Source organism: Teredinibacter sp. KSP-S5-2 (assembly GCF_032773895.1).
In the GTDB taxonomy this organism is placed as follows: domain Bacteria; phylum Pseudomonadota; class Gammaproteobacteria; order Pseudomonadales; family Cellvibrionaceae.
In genome coordinates, this window is the sequence record NZ_CP120416.1 from 73,249 (window position 1) to 95,063 (window position 21,815).

Below are 21,815 nucleotides of genomic sequence, written 5' to 3' on the forward strand. Positions count from 1 at the left end.
TGTTCATGGCTGTTGGTAAAGAATCTTGGCCCGAAGTTTTTCCTGTAGCTGGCGTGTCTCTTGGCGTTGCTGCTGCAGGGATAAAATATCCCGACCGATACGATACGGTTGTCATTGATATCTGTGACGGTGCTACTGTTGCGGGCGTCTTTACTCAAAATGCATTTTGTGCGGAACCAGTAAAGGTTGCTCGAGCGCATTTAAAACAATCGAATACTCGATTGCTTGTTATCAACTCGGGCAATGCTAATGCGTGTACCGGTGCAGCAGGGTATGAGGCGGCGATAAAAACCTGCCTGGCCGCAGCAGAACTTAAGCGGGTTACGCCGGAGTCTGTATTACCTTTCTCCACCGGCGTTATTGGTGAACTGCTTCCGGCAGATAAACTTATTAATGCTTTGCCTGCGGCATTGGGTGCCTGTCGGGAAGATAATTGGCTGACCGCAGCTAAGGCGATTATGACCACAGATACTCGACCGAAAGGTGCGAGTAGGCAGGTTGAAGTTGGTGGAGACATAATTTCTATTACGGGGATTGCAAAAGGTGCGGGTATGATTAACCCCAATATGGGGACCATGCTTGGCTATGTGGCAACGGATGCTGCGATTGCGCAGGATGTATTGGAAAAAATCTCGTTGGAGTGTGCTCAGAAATCTTTTAATCGCATCACTATTGATGGCGATACATCGACCAATGATTCTTGTATTTTGATTGCTACAGGAGCGAAAGCGAGCAGCAAAATAACAGACAGTCATTCAGAAGAATATTTAGCAATCAAGGAAGCCATTCTGGACGTGTACCAGTCTCTCGCATTACAAATTGTTGAAGACGGGGAAGGCGCAACCAAATGTGTTGAAGTCTATGTTCGTGGTGGAGCCTCGGCTCAGGAATCCCTTGATGTGGCTTATGCCATCGCGCATTCTCCGTTAGTAAAAACTGCTATGTTTGCTTCGGATCCTAACTGGGGGCGCATTGTCGCTGCAATTGGCTATGCAGGTATTCAGGACTTGAATGTTGAGGGCGTGCGTGTTTGGCTCGATGATGTTTTGCTGGTGGAGAAGGGGGGCCGAGCGTCGTCATATACTGAAGAGGCCGGGCAGACTGTCGTCAGTAAAGAGCGATATCAAATTCAAGTGGATCTTGCCCGAGGGAATTTTGACGAAGTGTTATGGACGACGGATTTATCCCATGAATATATAAGAATTAATGCTGAATACCGGAGTTGAGCCTTGGAAATAATTGATGTTGCGGTTGGTCTGGTTGTGAATAAGCATGGAGAGTTATTAATCAGCAAGCGGCAAGAAGGGCAGCATCTAGAAGGTTTATGGGAATTCCCTGGTGGAAAAATTGAAAAAAATGAAAGTGTTCACCAGGCTCTTGCAAGGGAGTTGTTTGAAGAGGTTGGTATCGAAATTGGTGTCAGTGCTCCGTTGCTGGACTTGGAGTACGAATACCCAGAAAAAACGGTGTATCTTCGGGTTCGGGTTGTAAAAGAGTTTAGTGGTATTGCAACTGGCAAAGAAGGACAGGAGATTGACTGGATGCCTGTCGAGCGGTTTGATGATTACCCTTTCCCTCCCGCGAATACTGAAATTATGTCTGCTTACCGGGCCGTTGTATCCTGATTAGCCTTCCAGATTATTCTGTTAGTTCGCCAGACCAAAGGTCTTCTTCCAAACCTTCAACTCCCTGCGACGGACCTTCAATTTTGTGGTTTTCAAGAGCCCAATCACCAAAGTCGATATTTTTACATCGATCACTGCAAAATGGTCTGTGTGGAAACTCTTTTGTCATAAGGACTTCGGTTTTGCAGGTAGGGCACTGAACAGAGAGTGTTTTAACGTTGTTTGGTTGAGTCATATTCGGCTGAAAGTGATAAGTATTTTTGGTGTAGACGTTCGACTTGTGCGTGAGTTTCCTGCAGTGAAACGGAATTGTCAATCAGGTCATTGGCGTAGCTGAGCCTTTCCTTTCTTGAAAGCTGACTGGCTTGTATGGCTTTAACGTGTTCTCTAGGCACGCTATCTCTGTTACTGGTGCGGTCAATTTGTGTTTTTTCGTCAACGTCAACAACGAGAATTCGATGAGTAAGCTCCTGTTGATGGGTTTCGATAAGCAGCGGCGACGATAAAATACAGTAGTCTGCGGACTGGCTTCCAAGCTGGTGCTTTATTTCCTGCCGAATTACCGGATGCATCAACGCTTCCAACCATTTTTTTTCATTTTCATCGTTAAATATAATTTTCCGCAGGGCTTTACGATCTAGGTCACCATTTTCTAGGAGTATGGTGTTTCCGAAGTGTTGAGCAATCTGTTGTAGGCAATTTGTGCCGGGTTGGACGACTTGTCTGGCAACAATATCTGCATCAATAATCGGAACGCCGAATTCGGTAAAGATATTACTAACTGTTGATTTGCCTGAGCCAATCCCGCCAGTGAGCCCTATAACCAGCACGGTTAGCTTCCCATGTATTGCAGGTAGGCTTGTGTTATGTCGTTACCCCAGAAGAAGGCTATCCATCCTGCTGTAGCCAAGTATGGACCGTATGGGATTTTCATATCCTTGTCTTTGCCATAAAAAATAATGCCGGCAATACCTATCGCTGCACCAACGAACGCTGAGGCAATAATAATAAATGGCAGCATCTGCCAGCCCATCCAGGCACCCAATGCGGCCAGCAATTTGAAATCGCCGTATCCCATCCCTTCTTTTTTGGTCAGAAATTTAAAAACCCAGTAGACACTCCACAAGCTTAGGTAGCCTGCTGCTGCGCCAATTACTGCGCTTTGTAAATCAACAAAGACTCCAAAAGTATTTGCCAGAAGACCGATCCAGAGTAGAGGAAGAGTTATATCATCCGGGAGGTAATGGGTGTCTGCATCAATAAGGGTTAGTACTACGAGGGCCCAGCTGAGCACTACGGCGAGATACCCTTGTACATTTGCGCCAAGTGTGTAAATGCAGTAGCCGGTAAGGAGGCCTGTTATCAGTTCGACAATGGGGTAACGAGGAGAAATCTTGGTATGACAGCCGGAGCATTGGCCTTTCAAAAACAGGTAGCTGAGTACGGGGATATTCTCTAGCGCAGAAACCTGTTTTTTACACTTGGGGCAATGGGAGCGAGGGTAGGCAATATTAAACCTTCCCTCTGGCAGAGGGATGTTGGCTTCCTCCTCTGCAATCTCATTCAGAACCTCTTGGCAATTCTGCTTCCATTCTTTTTTTAGCATTATTGGCAGGCGCAGAATGATGACATTCAGAAAGCTGCCTACGATTAATCCAATTAATAATGCGTATGATGAAAACAGTATCTCTATTGTCATAGACCTTATATCGCTTGACCCATCTGGAATATGGGTAAGTACATGGCGATCATCAATCCACCTACTAATATACCCAGCACGGACATAATCATTGGTTCTAGCAGTGATGTAAGGCTGTCCACCAGGTTATCTACAGCCTCTTCGTAGTAATTGGCGGATTTATCCAGCATATCATCCAAGGCGCCAGATTCCTCACCGATGGTGGTCATTTGCAATAGCATGGAGGGAAATAGGCCGGTATTGGTCATGGCAACGTTCAGTTGAGTACCGGTAGAGACCTCTTCTCGGACACGTAATACTGCTTTTTCGTAGCCGATGTTTCCTGTCGCTCCGGCCACGGAGGTGAGAGCATCAATTAATGGTACACCTGCAGCAAAAGTAGTTGATAGAGTTCGGGCAAAGCGGGCAACTATCGATTGATAGATGATATCTCCGACAATGGGAACTTTTAGAGAGGTTCTATCGACAAAAGCACGAAATTGCGGGCTTTTTTCCTTTAACTGCCCATAGGCAACGAAAAACGCTATCAATGATATCAGGCCGATAAACCAGTATTCTTGTGCGAAGTTTGATAGATTTAGCACCATTAAAGTAAAGGCCGGTAGGTCTGCGCCAAAGCCTTTAAATGTCTCTGCGAATTGAGGTACGACTTTTACCAATAGGATTCCGGTTACAACAATGGCGACTATAATCACCGCTATAGGATAGGTTAGTGCTTTTTTGATTTTGGCTTTAAGTTGCTCCGTCTTTTCTTTATAGGTCGCAATTCGGTCGAGCATGGTTTCCAGCGCACCAGATTGTTCACCAGATTCAACTAAGTTGCAAAATAGGTCGTCAAAGTATTTAGGCTTTTTACGCAACGCATTGGCAAAACCGCCGCCAGCAGCAACATCCTCTTTAATATCCTTGATTAAGTCTCTCAAGCCCGTGTTGTCGGTACCACCGGCAACAATATCAAAGCTCTGAACAAGTGGAACACCGGCCTTCATCATAGTAGCCATTTGCCGGGTAAATAAGGCAATGTCCATGGGAGTAACTTTTTTCTTGCCTCCGCCGAACAGGGGTTTGGGCTTTTTGCGTATGGTTTTGGTCCTAACGCCCTGTTTTATAAGCTGAGCTTTGGCCAAGGAGGAGCTCGCGCTTTTGATTTCGCCCTCAACCTTATTACCTTTTTTGTCTACCCCCTTATAGGTGAAGACTTCGACTGATGCTGCCATTGGAATTAATCCTTAGTCACTCTGTTTGCTTCTTCTAGGCTGGTAATGCCCGTTGCGACCTTACGCAAAGCGGAAGTGCGGAGGTTATTAAACCCTTCTTTTCTAGCCGCGTCTGCGATCTGAATAGCGTTTCCGCCTTCCATAATTATTCTTGAAATTGAGTCTGTGATTTTTACCACTTCGTAAACCCCGACCCGCCCTTTGTAGCCATTGTTACACTGGTTGCAGCCCACAGGGTGAAATATGGTGAAATCTTCCTTCTCTATCCCAATTCCTTCGTAAAAGCCTTCCTCTTTGAGAACCTGATCCGGTATGTCATCTGCAGGTTTCTTACAGTTACTGCACAGCCTTCTTGCTAGACGTTGAGCAATAATCAGGCTTACTGTCGTTGCGACGTTAAAAGCCGGTACGCCCATGTTAAGCAAGCGGGTGAGGGTTTCGGGAGCACTATTAGTATGAAGGGTCGATAATACCAAGTGACCGGTTTGTGCCGCCTTAATGCCAATCTCGGCTGTTTCAAGGTCACGGATCTCCCCAACCATGACGATGTCGGGGTCTTGTCGCAGAAATGATCGTAAAGCCTCTGCAAAGGTGAGCCCTACCTTGGTATTTACGTTAACCTGGTTGATTCCTTCGAGGTTGATTTCTACGGGGTCTTCCGCAGTGGATATATTCCGTTCTGGCGTGTTGAGTATGTTTAAACCTGTGTACAAAGAGACTGTCTTACCTGAGCCTGTCGGCCCGGTTACCAAAATCATGCCTTGGGGCTGGGCCAGCGCATCCATATAAAGCTTTTTCTGCTCATCTTCGTAGCCTAGGGCATCAATACCCAGCTTGGCACTGGATGGGTCGAGAATACGCAGTACAATTTTTTCGCCAAAAAGTGTTGGTAGGCTGTTTACTCGAAAGTCGATTGCCCGGGTTTTGGATATTTTCATCTTAATACGACCGTCCTGGGGGACGCGTCTCTCTGAAATATCCATTTGTGACATTACTTTGAGGCGGGCGGCAAGTCTGCCTGCAAGGTTTTGTGGCGGTTTGGCGACTTCGTTCAATATGCCGTCTGTGCGCAGTCTTACGCGATAGGATTTTTCGTAAGGTTCAAAGTGAATATCCGAAGCACCGGTTTTTATCGCGTCGAGTAATACTTTGTTTACAAAGCGAACGATGGGAGCTTCATCGGCTTCCGATGATTCATCTGATGGTGAGGCATCCTCGTCAACTGCTTGAATATCGAGGTCGTCCAGAGAATCTTCGTCCAGATTTCCTAACGCATCGCCAATGCTTTCCTCTTCTGCTTTCAGATAAGCTTCAATAGCAGTTTGCAATTTATCCGCTTCAACCAACAGCCCTTCGGTTGCCAAGCCTGTATTGAACTTGATCTCATCTAATGCATGAAGGTTAGTGGGGTCGGAAACAGCAACAAAAAGTCGGTTACCTCTTTTGAAAAGAGGGAATGCGTAGTGTTTATGGACAAGTTTAGGGTCAATTAATCCTTTGGGAGTAATGTCTTTTGCCAGGGCGGACAGATCTATGAGAGGAGTACCAAACTCGTCCGCAGCAGCATTGGCAATGTCCAACGGGCTGATTGAGCTATTTTCAACAAGAAAAACAGGAAGTGGCGTTTTTTGTTTTTCCGCCTGGGATATGGCTTGATGGGCTGTATCCTCATCAAGGAACTCGTCTCTTACTAGTCTTCGGGCTAATCCGCTAAGTACCATAGATTCCACACTTTCTACAAAAATGCTATTTCATCGCCAAGTTAACATGATTACGAAAAAAAGCTAATAACTCTATGTAATCTTTAACATTTTAGTGTGAAATGGAGATATTGTTCAGCATTATTTTTTTGTGTCTCCGTGTGCACTCGGAGTAGCTTCTGTTTCTATGAGGTTATTCTCTGTTTTGAAGTAAACGAACCTCTGTGTTTTTGGTGAAAAGCAGATCCGGCCTGTGTTGTAAACGGTTTCGATGTCGTAAAGGTAGCAGCTATGGTTGTTATCAAAGACTCCTTCGGAGTTTTTTTCTATATCCGTAGCTTTTATAACCTTATAGCGGGTTATATCCCTTTCCAGCGGTGTTCCTCCCAATAGTGACTTTACGTGTTCCATTAGGAATGTGTCAGTATCTGTTGAAGTCTCAACATAAAACAGTTTTGTGGTTAGGGTTGTAAGATCCTTTACTTTTTCTTGTGAGATACCTTGGTCGAGGTAGTCTTGTTTTTTAAATGTATAGAAGGTGTCAAAGACCAATACGGCCGCTATAGGCCTGGACTGGTGGACCACATGTACCCCATAGGCTAAGCAGGATAGTTGAATCACAAGTATGATAAACAGGTCTCTAATCAGCTCTTTTTGAGGTTTGCGAGTGTTATAGACAATCAATGTAATTGCAGGGCCTAGAACTATGTCTACGGCAGCGATAATTTTGATTCCTTCCCAGCCGCCTGAGGCCTGAAACAATGCGCCAGGGAACCAAAAAATATACATGGTGCTAAATATGACAAGAAAAAAAAACAGGCTAAGAAATAGATGATAAGAAAAGGCTAAATAACGGGTTTTCGGCAGTACCATAGGTCTCTCAAGGTATATATTTTTTCTTTTGTCTAAGATTTTAGTAAAAAAAAAGCCCCATTTGGGGCTTTTCTTTGAAAAATGACAGTTAAATAATGATTAACGACATTCAGATGGAGCAAATTGAGCTGGAAGAGTACCAAGACCTACGTTAGCGAAACCTCTGGCTGTGCTGGTTGAAACAGAGTTTGTTGTTGATGAACAAGCCCAGTCGATGCTGCCTTGCGCAGGAGGAGTAGCTGCAAAGTTATCGCCTAATCGCACTTTTGCCACACCAGTATCAATATAAGGAGCAAGCAAGATTGTTGGTGCAGTCACGCCCACGTTACCCAGGTTTGCTTCATTAAAGGTAACTGTAATTTCTCCCAAGGCTGTACCGGCTGCAGCGCCAATTTGAACGCTGGCAACATATTTACTTCGGGCTCCGAGGCCATTTGCTTGGGCATTGTATGCGGTAGCTGCTGCTTCAACCTCGGCTTCAGTCGCAGCGCTGTCAACAATGATGGCTTTTGCTCCGCCAGCAAGGTTAAAACCTTCCGTTACGCGTGATCGGATTTGATAGTCTTGGTAAGCCGGTAAAGCAACAGCCGCCAAAATACCAATGATCGCTACTACGATCATCAATTCAATAAGAGTAAAACCTTTTTGCATAGTTTTCATAAGAGTGCTTCTCCCAGATGGGGTTCGTTTCAGATTCGATTCTACCGAAGCACCCTTTATGCCAGTTTTTTATCTCATTGATTTTGTTGGGTTTTCGGCTTTCCTTTATCTTGGGGGCGTTTTTAGGGTGACGTTTTTCGTTAGCAGAAGACAAATCTTGTCATCAATTCTTGTCAACTAGTCTCATCGATAAATCCACCGCTCGACAGTTTTTGGTCAATGCGCCAACAGATATGTGGTCGATTGGGTACTGGGTGACATCGCGTACAGTGCTTTCGGTCATATTGCCGGATACTTCGTATTTTGTATGGCCTTTGTCGAAGTTGCGCAGTTGCTGCAACATGCTTTCGTCAAAGTTGTCGAGCATAACCACGTCCGCTTTGGCTTTCAGGGCTTCTTGCAGTTCGTCCAGGCTTTCCACTTCTACTTCCACGGTTTTTCCTGGGGCGATTTTGTGAGCGGTTTCAATAGCTTGGCTAATTCCACCACAGGCAGCGATATGGTTTTCCTTGATTAAAAACGCATCAAACAGGCCTATCCTGTGGTTATGGCAGCCACCAACGTTTACGGCATATTTCTGAGCTGTGCGCAGACCGGGCAAGGTTTTTCGCGTGTCGAGGATCTTAATAGTGGTACCTTCGACTAATTGCTGATAGTTGTGAGACTTGGTTGCAATACCGGATAGCAGTTGAAGGAAATCGAGCGCAGTTCTCTCCCCTGTGAGGAGTGAGCGTGAATTACCTTCGAGGGTAACTAGCTTGGTGTCCGCTTTAACCTGTTCACCTTCCCGAACATGCCAAACCAATGAGTTTACGCCGCCCAATTGGTCAAAAACCTCTTCAAACCAAGCCTTGCCGCACAGAATGCAGTCTTCGCGTGTAATAACCTCTGCGGTGCTTCGATGGTCTGCAGGAATAAGTTTGGCCGTAATATCACCCTCACCAATATCTTCCAGCAGTGCTGCTTTAACTGAGTTGATAATGTCTTGGCGAAGATCTGCAAGGCGTATGTTCATGGGACTCCGTGATTGTTTAACGTACATATTGAGTCAGGGTTAAGGTGTCACCTGACTGAGAAAAATCCAGGTCTTTTAACGCACTCATGCCGAGTAGGATTTCCTGGTGTTTCATGGCCGGGTTGATCGATGCTCGAACATTGTTGAGTACGATTGAGCCCAGTTCCAATTGTTCAATATTTGTCGAGTAGACTTCGACAGGACCATTCGCTGTTATCGCGATGCCCTTGGCCCCGGATTGTAATCCTAGCTTTCGCGCCAGCCTTTGAGGTACGACAACATCTGTCGCTCCAGTATCTAGCATAAACACGACATTTGTATTATTTATTTTACCAGTGGCCACATAATGATGTTGTCGGTTTCTTTCGAGCGTAACTTGTCTTTGGGTGGCCGACTCAAGGCTCTCTATACTTTGATTGGGGTTGTATTGATTCTCCTCCCATGAGCCAAAGGCAAGTGTGAGACCTATGAGAATAATGGCCCATGCAACGACAAGCATGGATTTACCAATACCTTTTCCCGGAGGTGCGTGATCGGTCATAATTGGGTGTGTATCGTTTATTGAGTAATTAAAAAAAAGTGATGCTAATCAATCGCTTATAACGTATTCGGTTATTTCGTCGTCAAAACATTAAACCCGTCACGGTTTCGCAAATTGCTTGTGATAAATTTCGATAACAGCGCAATTTGCCTAAAATGACTTTCGAGTCATTGAGTATACTCATATTAGTGGGGTTCACTATCCCGTATTTCAAATTTCCGTGAAGCGTGGTTGGGAGTCGGCAGGTGCCTAGAAGCGTAAAGTTGGATAATCGTTCAAAGGTAGTGCATTTGGAACCTGAAAATTTGAGATTTATTCGCGCTCGCCTCGCCAGATTGCCTGCGGCGGTTCATGCCGTGCACGAAAAAGGCAAGCAGAACGTTCTTAATCTGTTAAAACAGTTTTTTGATCACGCGGATGATTCTCTTTTTGAGTTGGCTGATAAAGCTCAGTCAAACCAGGAACAAAATCTCTTTTTTGATTCGATGAGAGAAGTGCGGGTACAACGCCGCAATATCGAAAAACAGTTCTCCTCGTCCATTGATGAGGCATTCGCCAATTTAGTTTCACCGTCAAACGAATCCCGTGATACACCGGATGACAATATTGCTGTCGAAGCATTGTCTTTGGTGCAAAACGATGATCTGGAAGAGATGGTTGCGGTGGACTCTTCCATTTCACGTGCGAATGCCCAGTTTGGTGAACTGATCCAACACCTTTCCCTGCGTTTGGATAGCCTTGTCCCGGTGAAGGTCTATCAAAAGAATAATCCTTTGGGGCCCGATGTATTGTGCTCCGCATTTATGGATCAGGCCAAAAAGCTGGATATCGACATCAAAGCCAAGTTGGTTTTGTTCAAATTATTTGATAAGGCCGTGGTAGCCCGTTTGGGGGACACCTATAAAGTGGTGAATCAGGTTCTGGTTGACCACAACGTTCTGCCCAATCTTTCGTCCGGAGCGACAGCTTCAACTCGCCCTGTTTCTGTTGCGTCTACCGCCTCTTCTGCTGCACCGCTTTCCTCTGATGCGGCTGGCCAAGTCTCTCCTGAAGTGCTGAACGCTCTGCGAGGAATGTTTGGCGACCAGATAATGAATCATGTTGCTCCGCAACCCGTCCAGGCGCTGGAGGGGAGTGAGCTGTTAAATCTTTTATCTTTTGCTCAACGGTTGCCCGTCTCTCCGATTGCCGCATCAGAAGGCATGAGTGTTCGAGAGCTTCTGGGTGATATTCAAAAACGTCGGGGCGTAAGCGCTTCAATTGGCAAAATGGATGACGAGGTGATCAATCTGGTCACCATGCTGTTTGATTTTATCCTGGAAGACCGCGATTTAGCGCCGCCAATGAAAGCGCTTATCACTCGCTTGCAAATTCCCATTATCAAGGTTGCCCTGGTTGATAAAACCTTCTTTACCAAAGGGGGCCATCCTGCAAGACGTTTGTTGAATGAAATGTCCAATGCGGCTGTTGGTTGGCAGGGTGATAAAGATGGTGATAACGGGCGTAAAGATCCTTTATATCGCAAAATGGACGAGATCGTTCGCAGTTTGTTAGATGACTTTGATAGTGATGTGACTATTTTCAACGAATTGCTTGCTGAATTTACCTCCTTTGTTGACAAGGAAAAGCGACGTATTGCTGTACTAGAGCGTCGTACACTGGATGCCGAAGATGGTAAAGCTAAGGCTGAAGTGGCACGGAATCTGGTTGCTGTTGAAATCGAGCTGCGAACCATTAATGAAGTTGCTATGCCGGAGGTGGTGTTAAAGCTGATTAATGAAGCCTGGAGCAACGTGATGTTTGTTACCGGCTTGAAGTATGGCTATGACTCCAAAGAGTGGAACGATACGCTGACAACACTGGAACACTTGGTTTGGAGTGTGCGTGTGCCACGTACCGACGAGCAGCGGAAGAAGCTGATCCAGCTTGTGCCTAGCCTGCTAAAACGCTTGCGAGCCGGGCTGGATACGATTTCCTACAATCCATTCGAAATGTCCACCTTGCTAAAATCCTTGGAGAATGTGCACCTTTCATGTATTCGAGGTCGAGCTCCGGAATCTAAGCCTGTCGAAGCCAAGCCAGCCATTGCTCAGTCTCAAATTGCTCCTGCGGGGGTTGAACCTGTTAAACAGCCCGGGGCTCCGGTTGAAAGTCCTATCATTGAAGAAAGTGATTCTGATGTTGTGCCTAAAGCTGAAACATCATCTAAGACGGACGATCAAATAGAGGAAATTGAGATCCACTCTGGGCCTTCTATATTCGGTGTATCCAAAACTTCCACGGGTAAATTGCAGAGTGCGCCAACTGTTAATACGCCAGTGTCCGAAGCTTCAAATGATGTGAAGCCTGCGCCTGCCGGAGAAATTGAAGAACTTCCTGAAGATGATGCACACATGAAAATGGTGGCAAATTTTAATCAGGGAGCCTGGTTTGAAATGAAAGATGGTAGTGGTGCCAACATTCGTTGCCGTCTCGCCGCCTTTATCAAGCCTACAGGCAAATACATCTTTGTAAACCGAAATGGGATGAAAGTCGCCGAAAAGTCACAAACAGAGTTGGCTATTGCATTAAAAGCGGATGCTTTGAGAGCCTTGGATAACAGTATGTTGTTTGACCGGGCCTTGGAAACGGTTGTTACCAGTCTGCGGAAAAAAACCTGATTTTCTGCCTCAGCGAAAACCTGTTCACAGCATGTTTTACCCTATATGATGCCTGATCAGCAACGAGGGTAACTATGCAGATAATGAATGGTTGGCTGAACTCTGCCCGCCACCTCCCTTCGCCAAACTATAATCAGCGCCCCGAAGGCTGTCGGGTAAGCCTTTTGTTGATTCATAATATCAGTTTGCCACCGGAACAGTTTGGTGGAGGCTATATCGAAGATTTTTTTCTCAATAAGTTGAACCCTGAAATACATCCCTACTTTCAGACTATCCATACGCTGACCGTTTCTTCTCACTGCCTTATTGACCGGTTTGGTGGGATTATTCAATTCGTTTCTTTTGATGATAGAGCATGGCATGCTGGCCGTTCTGTTTATGATGGTGTAAGTGAATGTAACGATTATTCGATTGGTGTTGAGTTGGAAGGGGCTGATAACATTCCGTATACGGAACAGCAGTACAATACGTTGGTAGAGTTAACCAAGGTGCTATTTAAGTGTTACCCAGAAATAACACCGAATCGAATTGCGGGCCATTCAGATGTTGCTCCAGGTCGAAAAACTGATCCTGGGCCAGCCTTTGACTGGCATAAATATCAAACAATGCTTGAGACCGTTTAGAGAGAAGATCATGCAGCTGTTTATTGTCATCCTCGCGATAAGTTTTCTGCAGGTTTGGGGAGCAGAGAATCCCCTACATAAGGATCAATGGTTTAAAAACTGGGTTGCTTTTGTAAAGGGTCATGAGTCTGTGCCTAAGTCCTCCACGTGGCAATTGTTCATCGTTTTGGGTGGGCCGTTGATTGCTGTGGTTATGCTTGGGGTTCTTGTGTACAACATTTCCTTCTGGTTGCTTTTACCTTTGGGAGTCGTTGTGCTCCTATACAGCTTCGGCCGCGGTGAGTTTAATGATTTGGTTCATGAGTACACATTGGCCTGCCGGCAGGATGATTGGCAGGAAGCCATAGCAAGAGCTCAGCACCTTGGCGTCACGGTTGAGGATGTGGAGCACGGTGATTGGTCCACATTGCATCAGCATTTTTTGGACGAAGCCAGTTACAGGGGCTTTGAAAGAATGTTTGCTGTGCTCTTCTGGTTTTTGGTGTTGGGGCCGGTGGGCGCCTTGATGTATCGTCTTACCCGGCTTTACCTTGATGATGACCCGCAAAATCATGAGCTTACCGCACGTTTACTCTGGATTATCGAATGGCCTGCGGTGAGAGTATTGGGGTTGTCCTTTGCTTTTACGGGAAACTTTGTTGGTTGTTACCGGCGTTGGCAAGAGTGCGTATTTTGTTTGCGTCGCAATACGAAATCTGTGCTGGGCTTATCTGTCTTGGGGGCATTGTCGGTGGATGATGAGTTGGAACAGACTTGTGAAGTAACGACCAAAGAATTGGGTTTATTGGTTAGGCTTTATACTCGAACGTTGTGGTTCTGGCTTGCTTTTGCTGCACTGGGTGTTTTATTAATCTAATCTTGTTTGTGAGCGCACACTCTCAGCGAGAGGGCTTAATATAAAGGGGAGATATAACTACAATTCTTTTATTTATATTTTCCTGTTGACCTCTATCTCATATAGACCTATAGTGGAGAAGCTTGATGGCTACCTGTATAAAAATACAGTTCTCCTCCTTGCGCATGGATGTGAAGTAGCACCTAACCCTTGAGACTGAAGAAGTTGTACCGTAGCCATCAAGTGCCTTTCTTTTCATTTCTGCGCCTTTATAGTTTTTAATTCCTAGTCCCTGCCATAGAGCAAAACAAAATCGTATATACTCTGGCGGCTTTTTTCAGCTTTCCTGCAAATCAACCACGACAGGGCTCGGGATGATCACGATCGCGTTATACAACTTAAAGGGTGGGGTGGGTAAAACAACATCGGCGGTCAATCTGGCCTATCTTGCTTCCGAGGCAAAACGTTCAACGGTTTTATGGGATTGGGATCCTCAGGGAGCGGCAAGTTGGTATTTAGGTGTTGATGAGCTGAACAAAAAAGCAATTAAGCTCATGAGCCGAGGTATGCCGGTGGGGAAGTTGGAGGTGGCTTCACCGTTCCCGAATCTCACGGTTGTGCCTGCTGACCTCAGTCTGAGAAAAGCCGATATGGCATTGGCTGGTGTTGATCAGGCAAGAAAGCTAATTCAGAAGATGGTATCGCCCCTGAGTGAAAGCACCTCAATTCTGGTTTTTGATTGCCCTCCGACTATTTCTCCAAGCATTGAATTTGTGTTGTCGTCCGTCGACCTGGTATTGGTGCCTCTGATTCCAAGTCCGCTTTCTCTCCGGGCTATGACCCAGGTTTCAGAGTTCTTTGAAAGCCGTAAGCGTGCGCCGAAAAGGATATACGGATTCTTTAATATGGTGGATAGCAGGCGGAAACTGCATCAGCAAACATTGGAAGGGGCAAAGTACTTTCCGGTTCCGGTAATGAATACCGTTATTCCCATGGATAGCGCCGCGGAGTTAATGGCGCAAAAAAGGGCTCCTCTGACCAGCTATGCCAGGCGAGGTCGTGCGGCAATCGCTTATCGAGCCATGTGGAAAGAAATTGGTCAGATTCTTACTTCTTAAGTTTGAGTTGGCTGCTGTTTTAACAAATTCTCAATTGGAGCTTTTAGTCGCCAAAGGATAGTTAGCCCAGGGATAACCATCAGGCTAGTGATGATAAAAAACAGGGACCAGTTGCCGTTTAACCAGTCGACCACCTGGCCGCTCGTTGCAGAGAGCGTTGTTCGACCAAAATTTCCTAACGAGGCCATAAGTGCGTACTGGGTCGCTGAAAACGAATGGTTGCACATGAGAGAAACCAAGGAGACGAACGCGACAGTTGACCATGCCTGAGCAAATCCGTCTACGACAATAGCCGCGATATACAGTGGAATACTTGGGCCGACTTCTGCGATCCAGGAAAACATCAGGTTGCTGGCCGCCATGGCAATGCCGCTCACAAAAAGCCCGCGATAAAGTCCAAACTTACCGTTAATCCACCCCCCAGTAATGGCAAAAATAATTGTCAGCCACCAAGTGAGCATTTTGGAGTAGGTTGCAATCTCTGTATTGCTGTAACCAATTTCCTTATAAAAAACGATGGACATACGTCCAAGGAATGCTTCGCCGATCTTGAAAATAAAAATAAAGCACAGCATGGAAATAGCAAATCGATAGCCGTTACGTTGGAAAAAATCGCGCAAAGGACCTGCTACTGCAGTTAAAAACCAAGCCAGAGGGGTATCAAGTCGAGAAGGGTAGTTGGATTGTGTTTGGTTTGTGAGCAGGTTTTGGCAGCGCCAAGTAGTAAGCGCGAGTAGTGTTAAGACGCAAACGATTAATATTGGTATGAATGCTGAGTGTTGCTGAATGGATTGGGGGATACCGGGAGCGCCTGCAAGACTCCATATCACAACCACAAAAGGCAGAGAAGCGAGAGTTAAAAGAAGATATTTATGCCTGGCATGTGTGCTTAGTACCGACGTTTTGAATTCATCAAATATTTTTCCCTGCTCTTGGGTGCCGGTAAAACGGACTACCGGTAAAAAAATTGTCAGTGAAAATAACAGAGCCACTATGCCTGCCATGGCAATATAAAGTTGAGGCCAGGACCAATTTTGATCGGAAAGAAACAGAGGTAAAAAGCCTAGCCCTGCATAGCCGCTCCACCAACCCGCTGTGGCCGCTCCGGCAGCGGCGGAAATCAATTGGGGTTCAGATCGGTCGAAGCTGTCGACTCGATAAGCATCAACAGCTATATCTTGAGTGGCTGAGGCGGTTGCGACAAATAATCCAATGAGTACCAATGACTTGGCGTTTATCTCCGGCGAGTGCATGCTCATGAGTATGCAGCCAATCGCTATGGCAAGCTGGCAAATCGCAACCCAAACTCGTCTGGAATCCAGTTGGATGCCGATTTTTGAAACAAAAGCCGTCATACGAGTAAAGCCAATACGGTCGACTAATGGAGACCAGAGGAAGTTGATTGCGTATACCGAAAAAATAAGTGCCGCATAGCCGATATCTGCTCGGCTGAGTCCTGCTTCTTTTAACCAGAGTGTAAGGGCTGATCCAATAATTACCCAGGGAAAACCGCTGGAAATTCCGAGAAGAAATACAGCGATTACTCGCCGATTTGTGTAGTAGTTCAACGACTAAGAGCCTCTAATTGGCGAAAAAGTTAGCCAGTTTTGACGTATTTTTAGCTACAATATATCACTAGATTTAAATTTATGAGAATGAATATCCATTTCCCAGATAACTTTGCCAGTATAGGGCATTGAGTGTGATTTGCATTTTCTGTGTTTTCCTTTTCCGGAGTAGTAAATGAAAAAACTGTTCGCAGTGGTTTTTGCGATCGTATTATCGTTTTTTGTCCAACCTGCATATTCTGGCATTCTAATTCTCAACAATGGTGATCAATTACGTGGCGAGTTGAAAGCAATTTTGCCAAAGACTCTTATATGGGTTTCGGAGTTGGTCGGTGAGGTTGAGATTTCTAAAGGCTTTGTTTATTCCATTGAGACCGGTTCCCAGCTGAAATTACGCGGAGAGCCCAAAGCGTGTTTGCTGGAAAGCATTAACGGGACAAGTACCTACTTTAACTGTTCTGGTCGGATTAAAGCGGTTCCGCTTTTGACATTGAAAGAGGTTGTGCTCTATGAAAACTATGAAGAAACCACAGGCTTCTATTCTGGTAAGGTATCGGTAGTCGGGGCGCAAACCACCGGAAATAAAGAGCGGCAGGATTGGCTGGCAAGTGCAGCGATTGTTCACCGCTATACGGATTATCGTCATGAATACCGTATTAAATATGTTGGCGAGGCGGTGGATGGTGAACCGCTTGATGAAGAGTATGAAGCCTTATACGGCTTTGATTGGTTTTTTACCCCGCAAACATACTGGTATCTGGATATCGCTGCCTCTTCGGACGACGCAAAAGACGTGCAGGAAAAATACACATTTGGTTCCGGTTTGGGTTATCAGTTTTGGGAATCCGAAAAAACCGCATTCTCGGTAAAGACCGGTGGCGTGTACATCAATGAAGCTTACCGATTTGAAGAGGAGGATTACGTTGAGGCGGAACTCAACGGTGAAACTCTTGACGAAAGCAGTAATGACTATGGTTCCTGGCAGCTAGCCTCAGATTTTCGTTACCTGGTATTTGGTAAGCTGTCTTTGTTTAATCACAGTAAAGTCCGGCGGTCTTTTAACCGGCCAGATGAGGGGGAACCCACTGACTGGGAAGTTGAGTCCGATACCGGGCTGAGCATCCCCATCGCTAAGGGGGTGACTGCGGATGTTAGCTGGGAATATGACTACGATAACTCACCACAGGATGCGAACAGTAAGGAAGACACGCGGTTGCGCTTTGGTTTAGGCTACCTGTGGTGATAATTAACCAAGCAAAGCTAGGTGATTGATTTGCGCGTACTTTTTGTTTTATTTGTTATTTTACCCATACTTGAAATCTGGGTGCTTATTCGAGTGGGCGGGTTCATTGGTGCTGTGCCTACCATTGCCCTTGTAGTGCTTACCGCGGCAATTGGTGCTGCTTTACTGCGTCAGCAGGGGTTGGCGACGGTATCTCAGGCGCAGTTAAAAATGCAGCAGGGTAATATTCCGCTGGAAGAGATAGTGGCAGGCATATTCTTGGCTGTTGGTGGTGCATTGCTACTCACTCCTGGCTTTATCACCGATGTGATCGGTTTTAGTTGCTTGATTCCCGGCCTTAGGAAGGTTTTGCTTGGTTGGGTGATGAAGCATCTGATTGCAAATGGTTCTGTCCAATTTCGTCATACTCATACCTCAAGCCAAAAAAGTGCTCCAGGGAGTACTATCGAAGGTGAGTTCCGCCGGGAAGACTGATTTTCGGCGACTTTTCCTCCTCATTTCTGAAGAAAAAACCAAAATAAGCGAATTTTCTTCTTCTTAACTGTTGAAATACCAAATTCTGTACCCATTTTCGGTTCACAAGCTGTTATAGATGGTTGTTACAGGTGTTTGCCTAAGAGTTAGGCAGATATCTAACTTTTATCAAACTGCTCTCAATAGAGCACTCATATTAAGTGTTGATACGCTAATTGGAGATATAGTCGATGAAAATTCGTCCTTTACATGATCGTGTTGTAGTTCGCCGCAAAGAAGAGGAAGAAAAAACCGCTGGTGGCATTGTTCTACCTGGATCTGCTAAAGAGAAGCCTAATCAAGGTGTGGTAGTCGCTGTAGGCAATGGCCGAGTTTTAGACAGCGGTGAAACTCGCCCTGTTGATGTAAAAGAGGGTGACCTTGTCGTTTTTGGTAAGTATGCAGGTAGCGACACTATCGAAGTTGATGGTGAAGAGCTGGTAATCCTGAGCGAAAGCGATATCAAAGCAGTTATTGAATAAGCTGTTGACTGATTAGACATACAAACACAAAGAATTTTCTGAATTTACATATAAAGGTTTAAGGAATTAAAAATGGCTAAAGACGTTTTATTCGGTGATGACGCTCGTCAAAGAATGCTTGCGGGTGTAAACATTTTGGCTGACGCGGTAAAAACTACCTTGGGCCCTAAAGGTCGTAATGTTGTTTTGGACAAATCTTTCGGTGCACCAACCGTGACTAAAGACGGTGTGTCTGTAGCGAAAGAAATCGAGCTTGAAGACAAGTTCGAAAACATGGGCGCGCAAATGGTCAAAGAAGTTGCTTCCAAAGCTTCTGATGACGCTGGTGACGGTACAACAACTGCAACGGTTTTGGCTCAAGCAATTGTAAACGAAGGCTTGAAGTCTGTTGCTGCGGGTATGAATCCTATGGACCTTAAGCGCGGTATCGACAAAGCGGTTATCGCGGCTGTTGAATACGTGAAAGGTCTTGCTTCTCCTTGTGAAGACAGCAAAGCAATTGCCCAGGTTGGCACTATCTCCGCAAACTCTGACACGTCTATTGGCGAAATCATTGCCAATGCAATGGAAAAAGTGGGTAAAGAAGGCGTGATTACTGTTGAAGAAGGCAGTGGTCTTGAGAACGAGTTGGACGTGGTTGAAGGTATGCAATTCGATCGTGGTTACCTTTCTCCATACTTCATTACCAATCAGGACAATATGAGCGTTGAGCACGAAAGCCCATATATCCTGTTGGTAGACAAGAAAATCTCTAACATTCGTGAGCTTCTTCCTGTTTTGGAAGCCGTTGCTAAAGCGGGCAAGCCACTTGTTATCGTTGCTGAAGATGTAGAAGGTGAAGCACTTGCTACGCTAGTTGTGAACAACATGCGCGGTATTGTGAAAGTTGCTGCATGTAAGGCCCCTGGTTTCGGTGATCGTCGTAAAGCCATGTTGCAAGATATTGCTATCTTGACTGGTGCGACGGTTATTTCTGAAGAGGTTGGTTTGGATCTTGAGAGCGCAACACTTGAGCACCTTGGTCAAGCTAAGCGTTTCACAATGTCTAAAGAAAACAGTGTGATCGTTGACGGTGCTGGTCAGGCTTCTGACATCGAAGCGCGTGTAAACCAAATCCGTGCGCAAATCGAAGAAACCACTTCAGACTACGATCGTGAAAAACTTCAAGAGCGTGTTGCCAAACTTGCTGGTGGTGTTGCTGTAATTAAAGTGGGCGCTGCAACTGAAGTTGAAATGAAAGAGAAAAAAGCTCGTGTTGAAGACGCGCTTCATGCAACTCGTGCAGCTGTTGAAGAAGGTGTTGTGCCTGGTGGTGGTGTTGCTTTGGTTCGTGCAGGTGTTGCACTTGCTGAGCTTGAAGGTGACAACGAAGACCAGACTCACGGTATTAAAGCTGCGTTGCGCGCAATGCAAATGCCTCTTCGTCAAATCGTTGCAAACGCTGGTGACGAACCTTCTGTTGTACTTGAAAACATCAAGGCTAAAGACGGTAACTACGGTTACAACGCTGGAACTGGTGTATACGGCGATATGATCGAAATGGGTATCCTTGATCCAGCCAAAGTAACTCGTACAGCACTGCAGGCTGCCGGCTCTATTGCTGGTTTGATGATCACTACTGAAGCGATGGTTGCTGACAAGCCTAGTGATAAGTCTGGCCCAGATATGAGTGCTATGGGCGGCATGGGTGGTATGGGCGGCATGATGTAAGCTTCGCTCATAAAGTGATAACAATAGCGGCCCATAATAGTGGGCCGTTTTTTTATGAAGGGTGTATAACCCCAAAAATATAAGGGTATGTAGCAGTATGGCTACGTATTACTACCCGCCAACACAAAACAAATAGGAACATACGTTATGGCTATCGAACTTCCTGCTCTACCTTATGCAAAAGATGCGCTTGCTCCTCATATCTCAGAAGAAACGCTTGAGTTCCATTACGGCAAGCATCACCAAACTTACGTGGATAAGTTGAATGGTTTGATTCCTGGCACTGAGTTTGAAGGCAAGTCTCTTGAAGATATCGTTAAATCATCTGAAGGCGGTGTGTTTAACAATGCGGCACAAATTTGGAACCATTCATTTTACTGGAACTGTCTAAGTCCAAATGGTGGTGGTGAAGCTGCTGGCGCTATTGCCGATGCGATCAATGCAGAATTTGGTTCATTTGAGAAATTTAAAGAAGAGTTCACAAATTCAGCGATTAACAACTTTGGCTCAAGCTGGACCTGGTTAGTTAAGAAAGCTGACGGTAGCGTGGCAATTATTAATACATCCAACGCTGCAACTCCTTTGACTGATGATGGTCTCACTCCTGTGTTGACCGTCGACCTTTGGGAGCACGCGTACTACATTGACTACCGTAATGCGCGTCCTAAGTATATGGAAGCCTTCTGGAACTTGGTGAACTGGGACTTCGTAAACGAGTGTTTCGCCTAACTTAGATCTGGGTCTATTGTAATGGCTCAGTAACCTAAGTAGAGTAACGGCCGATTTTGTGGGGGATTAACCTGCAGTTGGCCGTTTTCGTTTTCGGAGGGGTGATTTTTTGCACGGACGGTTGTATTTGTAGATGGAAAAATACATAAATATGAATATATTTCGTTTATCTCTTTTAATATGCTGTGTTTCTTTATCGAGCGGTTGCTCGGTACTATCTCTGCCCGACTCTATTAGCCGGGGCATACTAAACAACGATGATTTACAAATGGTGGGCGAGGGGTTGCCGACTTACTTGTTGATTGTTGATGGACTGTTGGAAAATTACCCGGATGACAAGTCCATATTGGTTACCGCTTCTGCACTGAATGGTGCTTATGCGGGAGTTTTTGTCGATGACCTGGAGCGGAAACAAAAACTAACAGACAAATCGCTTGGTCTTGCTCAAAATGCGCTATGCGTGCATAACAAAAAGGCCTGCAATATCCGAAAGATGCCTTTTGAAACCTATAAAAGCTTATTGGCTTCTATGGATAGAAAAAAGGATCTGGCGCCTTTATACAGCCTTGGTTCAGCTTGGGCTGCGTATATTCAGCTTAACAGCAGTGATTGGAATGCCATTGCTGAATTAACAAAAGTTCAGGCGCTGATGCAGCATATTGTTACGTTGAATCCTGAGTTCGAGAATGGCATGCCCTGGTTATATTTGGGCGTGCTAAATAGTTTATTGCCTCAGAGCTTGGGGGGTAAACCGGAAGTCGCCAAACAGCACTTTGAAAAAGCGATTACCGTCTCAGATGGAAAAAATCTGATTATTAAGGTTTATTTCGCTCAACAATATGCACGGCTTACCTTTGATCAGCAATTGCATGATCAACTATTACAGGATGTGCTCGCGGCTGACCCACATCAAGAGTTGCTTACTCTGCAAAATGTCTACGCTCAATCTTTGGCGAAGACGTTATTGGAGGAATCTCAAGAGTATTTTGAGTAACAGCTCACCA

Annotated in this window: 22 protein-coding genes; 12 read left to right on the forward strand and 10 right to left on the reverse strand. The window is 45.5% G+C overall.

Going from position 1 to position 21,815, the window contains the following annotated elements; all coding sequences use genetic code 11:
* Window positions 1–5 precede the first annotated feature (5 nt).
* Window positions 6–1,226 carry a bifunctional glutamate N-acetyltransferase/amino-acid acetyltransferase ArgJ gene (argJ, locus tag P5V12_RS00345; protein WP_316955249.1) on the forward strand — a complete coding sequence of 407 codons (1,221 nt, stop codon included), beginning with the start codon at window positions 6–8 and terminating at the stop codon, window positions 1,224–1,226.
* A gap of 3 nt (window positions 1,227–1,229) precedes the next feature.
* Entirely contained in the window at window positions 1,230–1,625 is a 396-nt protein-coding gene (gene mutT / locus P5V12_RS00350) for an 8-oxo-dGTP diphosphatase MutT (protein ID WP_316955250.1), read from the forward strand.
* A gap of 13 nt (window positions 1,626–1,638) precedes the next feature.
* On the opposite strand, the gene yacG is transcribed toward mutT, so the two are convergent.
* The 9 genes from yacG to P5V12_RS00395 form a co-directional block, all read right to left on the reverse strand.
* Window positions 1,639–1,794 carry a DNA gyrase inhibitor YacG gene (yacG, locus tag P5V12_RS00355; RefSeq protein WP_410483315.1) on the reverse strand — a complete coding sequence of 52 codons (156 nt, stop codon included), beginning with the start codon at window positions 1,792–1,794 and terminating at the stop codon, window positions 1,639–1,641.
* A 43-nt stretch (window positions 1,795–1,837) separates the two neighbouring features.
* Window positions 1,838–2,455, reverse strand: a complete 618-nt coding sequence (gene coaE, locus P5V12_RS00360; protein ID WP_316955252.1) for a dephospho-CoA kinase — start codon at window positions 2,453–2,455, stop codon at window positions 1,838–1,840.
* 2 nt (window positions 2,456–2,457) lie between these two features.
* On the reverse strand, window positions 2,458–3,324 hold the full coding sequence (locus P5V12_RS00365) for an A24 family peptidase (protein ID WP_316955253.1): 867 nt from the start codon (window positions 3,322–3,324) through the stop codon (window positions 2,458–2,460).
* A gap of 5 nt (window positions 3,325–3,329) precedes the next feature.
* A complete protein-coding gene (locus tag P5V12_RS00370) occupies window positions 3,330–4,541 on the reverse strand; it encodes a type II secretion system F family protein (RefSeq protein ID WP_316955254.1) in 1,212 nt (403 codons plus the stop codon).
* Between the two features lie 5 nt (window positions 4,542–4,546).
* A complete protein-coding gene (gene pilB / locus P5V12_RS00375) occupies window positions 4,547–6,262 on the reverse strand; it encodes a type IV-A pilus assembly ATPase PilB (protein ID WP_316955255.1) in 1,716 nt (571 codons plus the stop codon).
* 120 nt (window positions 6,263–6,382) lie between these two features.
* A complete protein-coding gene (locus tag P5V12_RS00380) occupies window positions 6,383–7,114 on the reverse strand; it encodes a hypothetical protein (protein WP_316955256.1) in 732 nt (243 codons plus the stop codon).
* 99 nt (window positions 7,115–7,213) lie between these two features.
* Complete coding sequence (locus P5V12_RS00385) at window positions 7,214–7,774, reverse strand: pilin (protein WP_316955257.1); 561 nt, start codon at window positions 7,772–7,774, stop codon at window positions 7,214–7,216.
* 163 nt (window positions 7,775–7,937) lie between these two features.
* Window positions 7,938–8,789 (reverse strand): carboxylating nicotinate-nucleotide diphosphorylase, encoded by an 852-nt coding sequence (nadC, locus tag P5V12_RS00390; RefSeq protein ID WP_316955258.1) that lies wholly within the window; start codon window positions 8,787–8,789, stop codon window positions 7,938–7,940.
* Window positions 8,790–8,805: 16 nt separating this feature from the next.
* Window positions 8,806–9,330: a TIGR02281 family clan AA aspartic protease gene (locus P5V12_RS00395; RefSeq protein ID WP_316955259.1), complete on the reverse strand. Its 525-nt coding sequence runs from the start codon at window positions 9,328–9,330 to the stop codon at window positions 8,806–8,808.
* Between the two features lie 245 nt (window positions 9,331–9,575).
* On the opposite strand from P5V12_RS00395, the gene P5V12_RS00400 reads away from it, so the two are divergent.
* From P5V12_RS00400 to P5V12_RS00415, 4 genes are all read left to right on the forward strand, one after another.
* The gene (locus tag P5V12_RS00400; RefSeq protein ID WP_316955260.1) at window positions 9,576–11,990 is read left to right on the forward strand and encodes a DUF1631 domain-containing protein; all 2,415 of its coding nucleotides are present in this window, start codon (window positions 9,576–9,578) and stop codon (window positions 11,988–11,990) included.
* Window positions 11,991–12,064: 74 nt separating this feature from the next.
* Window positions 12,065–12,613, forward strand: coding sequence for a 1,6-anhydro-N-acetylmuramyl-L-alanine amidase AmpD (gene ampD, locus P5V12_RS00405; protein ID WP_316955261.1), 549 nt, complete (start codon window positions 12,065–12,067; stop codon window positions 12,611–12,613).
* Window positions 12,614–12,623: 10 nt separating this feature from the next.
* A complete protein-coding gene (locus tag P5V12_RS00410; RefSeq protein WP_316955262.1) occupies window positions 12,624–13,469 on the forward strand; it encodes a regulatory signaling modulator protein AmpE in 846 nt (281 codons plus the stop codon).
* A 353-nt stretch (window positions 13,470–13,822) separates the two neighbouring features.
* A complete protein-coding gene (locus P5V12_RS00415; protein ID WP_316955263.1) occupies window positions 13,823–14,566 on the forward strand; it encodes a ParA family protein in 744 nt (247 codons plus the stop codon).
* Here the strand turns inward: P5V12_RS00415 and P5V12_RS00420 are convergent.
* Window positions 14,563–16,134 (reverse strand): MFS transporter permease, encoded by a 1,572-nt coding sequence (locus tag P5V12_RS00420; RefSeq protein ID WP_316955264.1) that lies wholly within the window; start codon window positions 16,132–16,134, stop codon window positions 14,563–14,565. The genes P5V12_RS00415 and P5V12_RS00420 overlap by 4 nt on opposite strands.
* Window positions 16,135–16,309: 175 nt before the next feature.
* On the opposite strand from P5V12_RS00420, the gene P5V12_RS00425 reads away from it, so the two are divergent.
* The 6 genes from P5V12_RS00425 to P5V12_RS00450 all read left to right on the forward strand — a co-directional run bounded on the left by P5V12_RS00425 (window position 16,310) and on the right by P5V12_RS00450 (window position 21,805).
* Window positions 16,310–17,377 carry a DUF481 domain-containing protein gene (locus tag P5V12_RS00425; protein ID WP_316955265.1) on the forward strand — a complete coding sequence of 356 codons (1,068 nt, stop codon included), beginning with the start codon at window positions 16,310–16,312 and terminating at the stop codon, window positions 17,375–17,377.
* Window positions 17,378–17,398: 21 nt separating this feature from the next.
* Complete coding sequence (locus P5V12_RS00430) at window positions 17,399–17,851, forward strand: FxsA family protein (RefSeq protein WP_316955266.1); 453 nt, start codon at window positions 17,399–17,401, stop codon at window positions 17,849–17,851.
* Window positions 17,852–18,081: 230 nt separating this feature from the next.
* On the forward strand, window positions 18,082–18,372 hold the full coding sequence (gene groES / locus P5V12_RS00435) for a co-chaperone GroES (protein ID WP_316955267.1): 291 nt from the start codon (window positions 18,082–18,084) through the stop codon (window positions 18,370–18,372).
* Window positions 18,373–18,444: 72 nt separating this feature from the next.
* The gene (gene groL / locus P5V12_RS00440; RefSeq protein ID WP_316955268.1) at window positions 18,445–20,082 is read left to right on the forward strand and encodes a chaperonin GroEL; all 1,638 of its coding nucleotides are present in this window, start codon (window positions 18,445–18,447) and stop codon (window positions 20,080–20,082) included.
* A 147-nt stretch (window positions 20,083–20,229) separates the two neighbouring features.
* On the forward strand, window positions 20,230–20,811 hold the full coding sequence (gene sodB, locus P5V12_RS00445; protein ID WP_316955269.1) for a superoxide dismutase [Fe]: 582 nt from the start codon (window positions 20,230–20,232) through the stop codon (window positions 20,809–20,811).
* Window positions 20,812–20,962: 151 nt separating this feature from the next.
* Window positions 20,963–21,805, forward strand: coding sequence for a TRAP transporter TatT component family protein (locus P5V12_RS00450; RefSeq protein WP_316955270.1), 843 nt, complete (start codon window positions 20,963–20,965; stop codon window positions 21,803–21,805).
* Window positions 21,806–21,815 lie beyond the last annotated feature (10 nt).

What these genes read in the sequence shown, in the direction of transcription:
- argJ (WP_316955249.1), top strand. Translation starts at nt 6, where the DNA reads ATGGCTGTTGGTAAAGAATCTTGGCCCGAAGTTTTTCCTGTAGCTGGC.
- P5V12_RS00395 (WP_316955259.1), bottom strand. Translation starts at nt 9,330, where the DNA reads ATGACCGATCACGCACCTCCGGGAAAAGGTATTGGTAAATCCATGCTT.
- yacG (WP_410483315.1), bottom strand. Translation starts at nt 1,794, where the DNA reads ATGACAAAAGAGTTTCCACACAGACCATTTTGCAGTGATCGATGTAAA.
- ampD (WP_316955261.1), top strand. Translation starts at nt 12,065, where the DNA reads ATGCAGATAATGAATGGTTGGCTGAACTCTGCCCGCCACCTCCCTTCG.
- P5V12_RS00410 (WP_316955262.1), top strand. Translation starts at nt 12,624, where the DNA reads ATGCAGCTGTTTATTGTCATCCTCGCGATAAGTTTTCTGCAGGTTTGG.
- sodB (WP_316955269.1), top strand. Translation starts at nt 20,230, where the DNA reads ATGGCTATCGAACTTCCTGCTCTACCTTATGCAAAAGATGCGCTTGCT.
- P5V12_RS00380 (WP_316955256.1), bottom strand. Translation starts at nt 7,114, where the DNA reads ATGGTACTGCCGAAAACCCGTTATTTAGCCTTTTCTTATCATCTATTT.
- P5V12_RS00370 (WP_316955254.1), bottom strand. Translation starts at nt 4,541, where the DNA reads ATGGCAGCATCAGTCGAAGTCTTCACCTATAAGGGGGTAGACAAAAAA.
- nadC (WP_316955258.1), bottom strand. Translation starts at nt 8,789, where the DNA reads ATGAACATACGCCTTGCAGATCTTCGCCAAGACATTATCAACTCAGTT.
- groES (WP_316955267.1), top strand. Translation starts at nt 18,082, where the DNA reads ATGAAAATTCGTCCTTTACATGATCGTGTTGTAGTTCGCCGCAAAGAA.
- groL (WP_316955268.1), top strand. Translation starts at nt 18,445, where the DNA reads ATGGCTAAAGACGTTTTATTCGGTGATGACGCTCGTCAAAGAATGCTT.
- P5V12_RS00385 (WP_316955257.1), bottom strand. Translation starts at nt 7,774, where the DNA reads ATGAAAACTATGCAAAAAGGTTTTACTCTTATTGAATTGATGATCGTA.
- P5V12_RS00365 (WP_316955253.1), bottom strand. Translation starts at nt 3,324, where the DNA reads ATGACAATAGAGATACTGTTTTCATCATACGCATTATTAATTGGATTA.
- P5V12_RS00415 (WP_316955263.1), top strand. Translation starts at nt 13,823, where the DNA reads ATGATCACGATCGCGTTATACAACTTAAAGGGTGGGGTGGGTAAAACA.
- P5V12_RS00450 (WP_316955270.1), top strand. Translation starts at nt 20,963, where the DNA reads ATGAATATATTTCGTTTATCTCTTTTAATATGCTGTGTTTCTTTATCG.
- P5V12_RS00425 (WP_316955265.1), top strand. Translation starts at nt 16,310, where the DNA reads ATGAAAAAACTGTTCGCAGTGGTTTTTGCGATCGTATTATCGTTTTTT.
- pilB (WP_316955255.1), bottom strand. Translation starts at nt 6,262, where the DNA reads ATGGTACTTAGCGGATTAGCCCGAAGACTAGTAAGAGACGAGTTCCTT.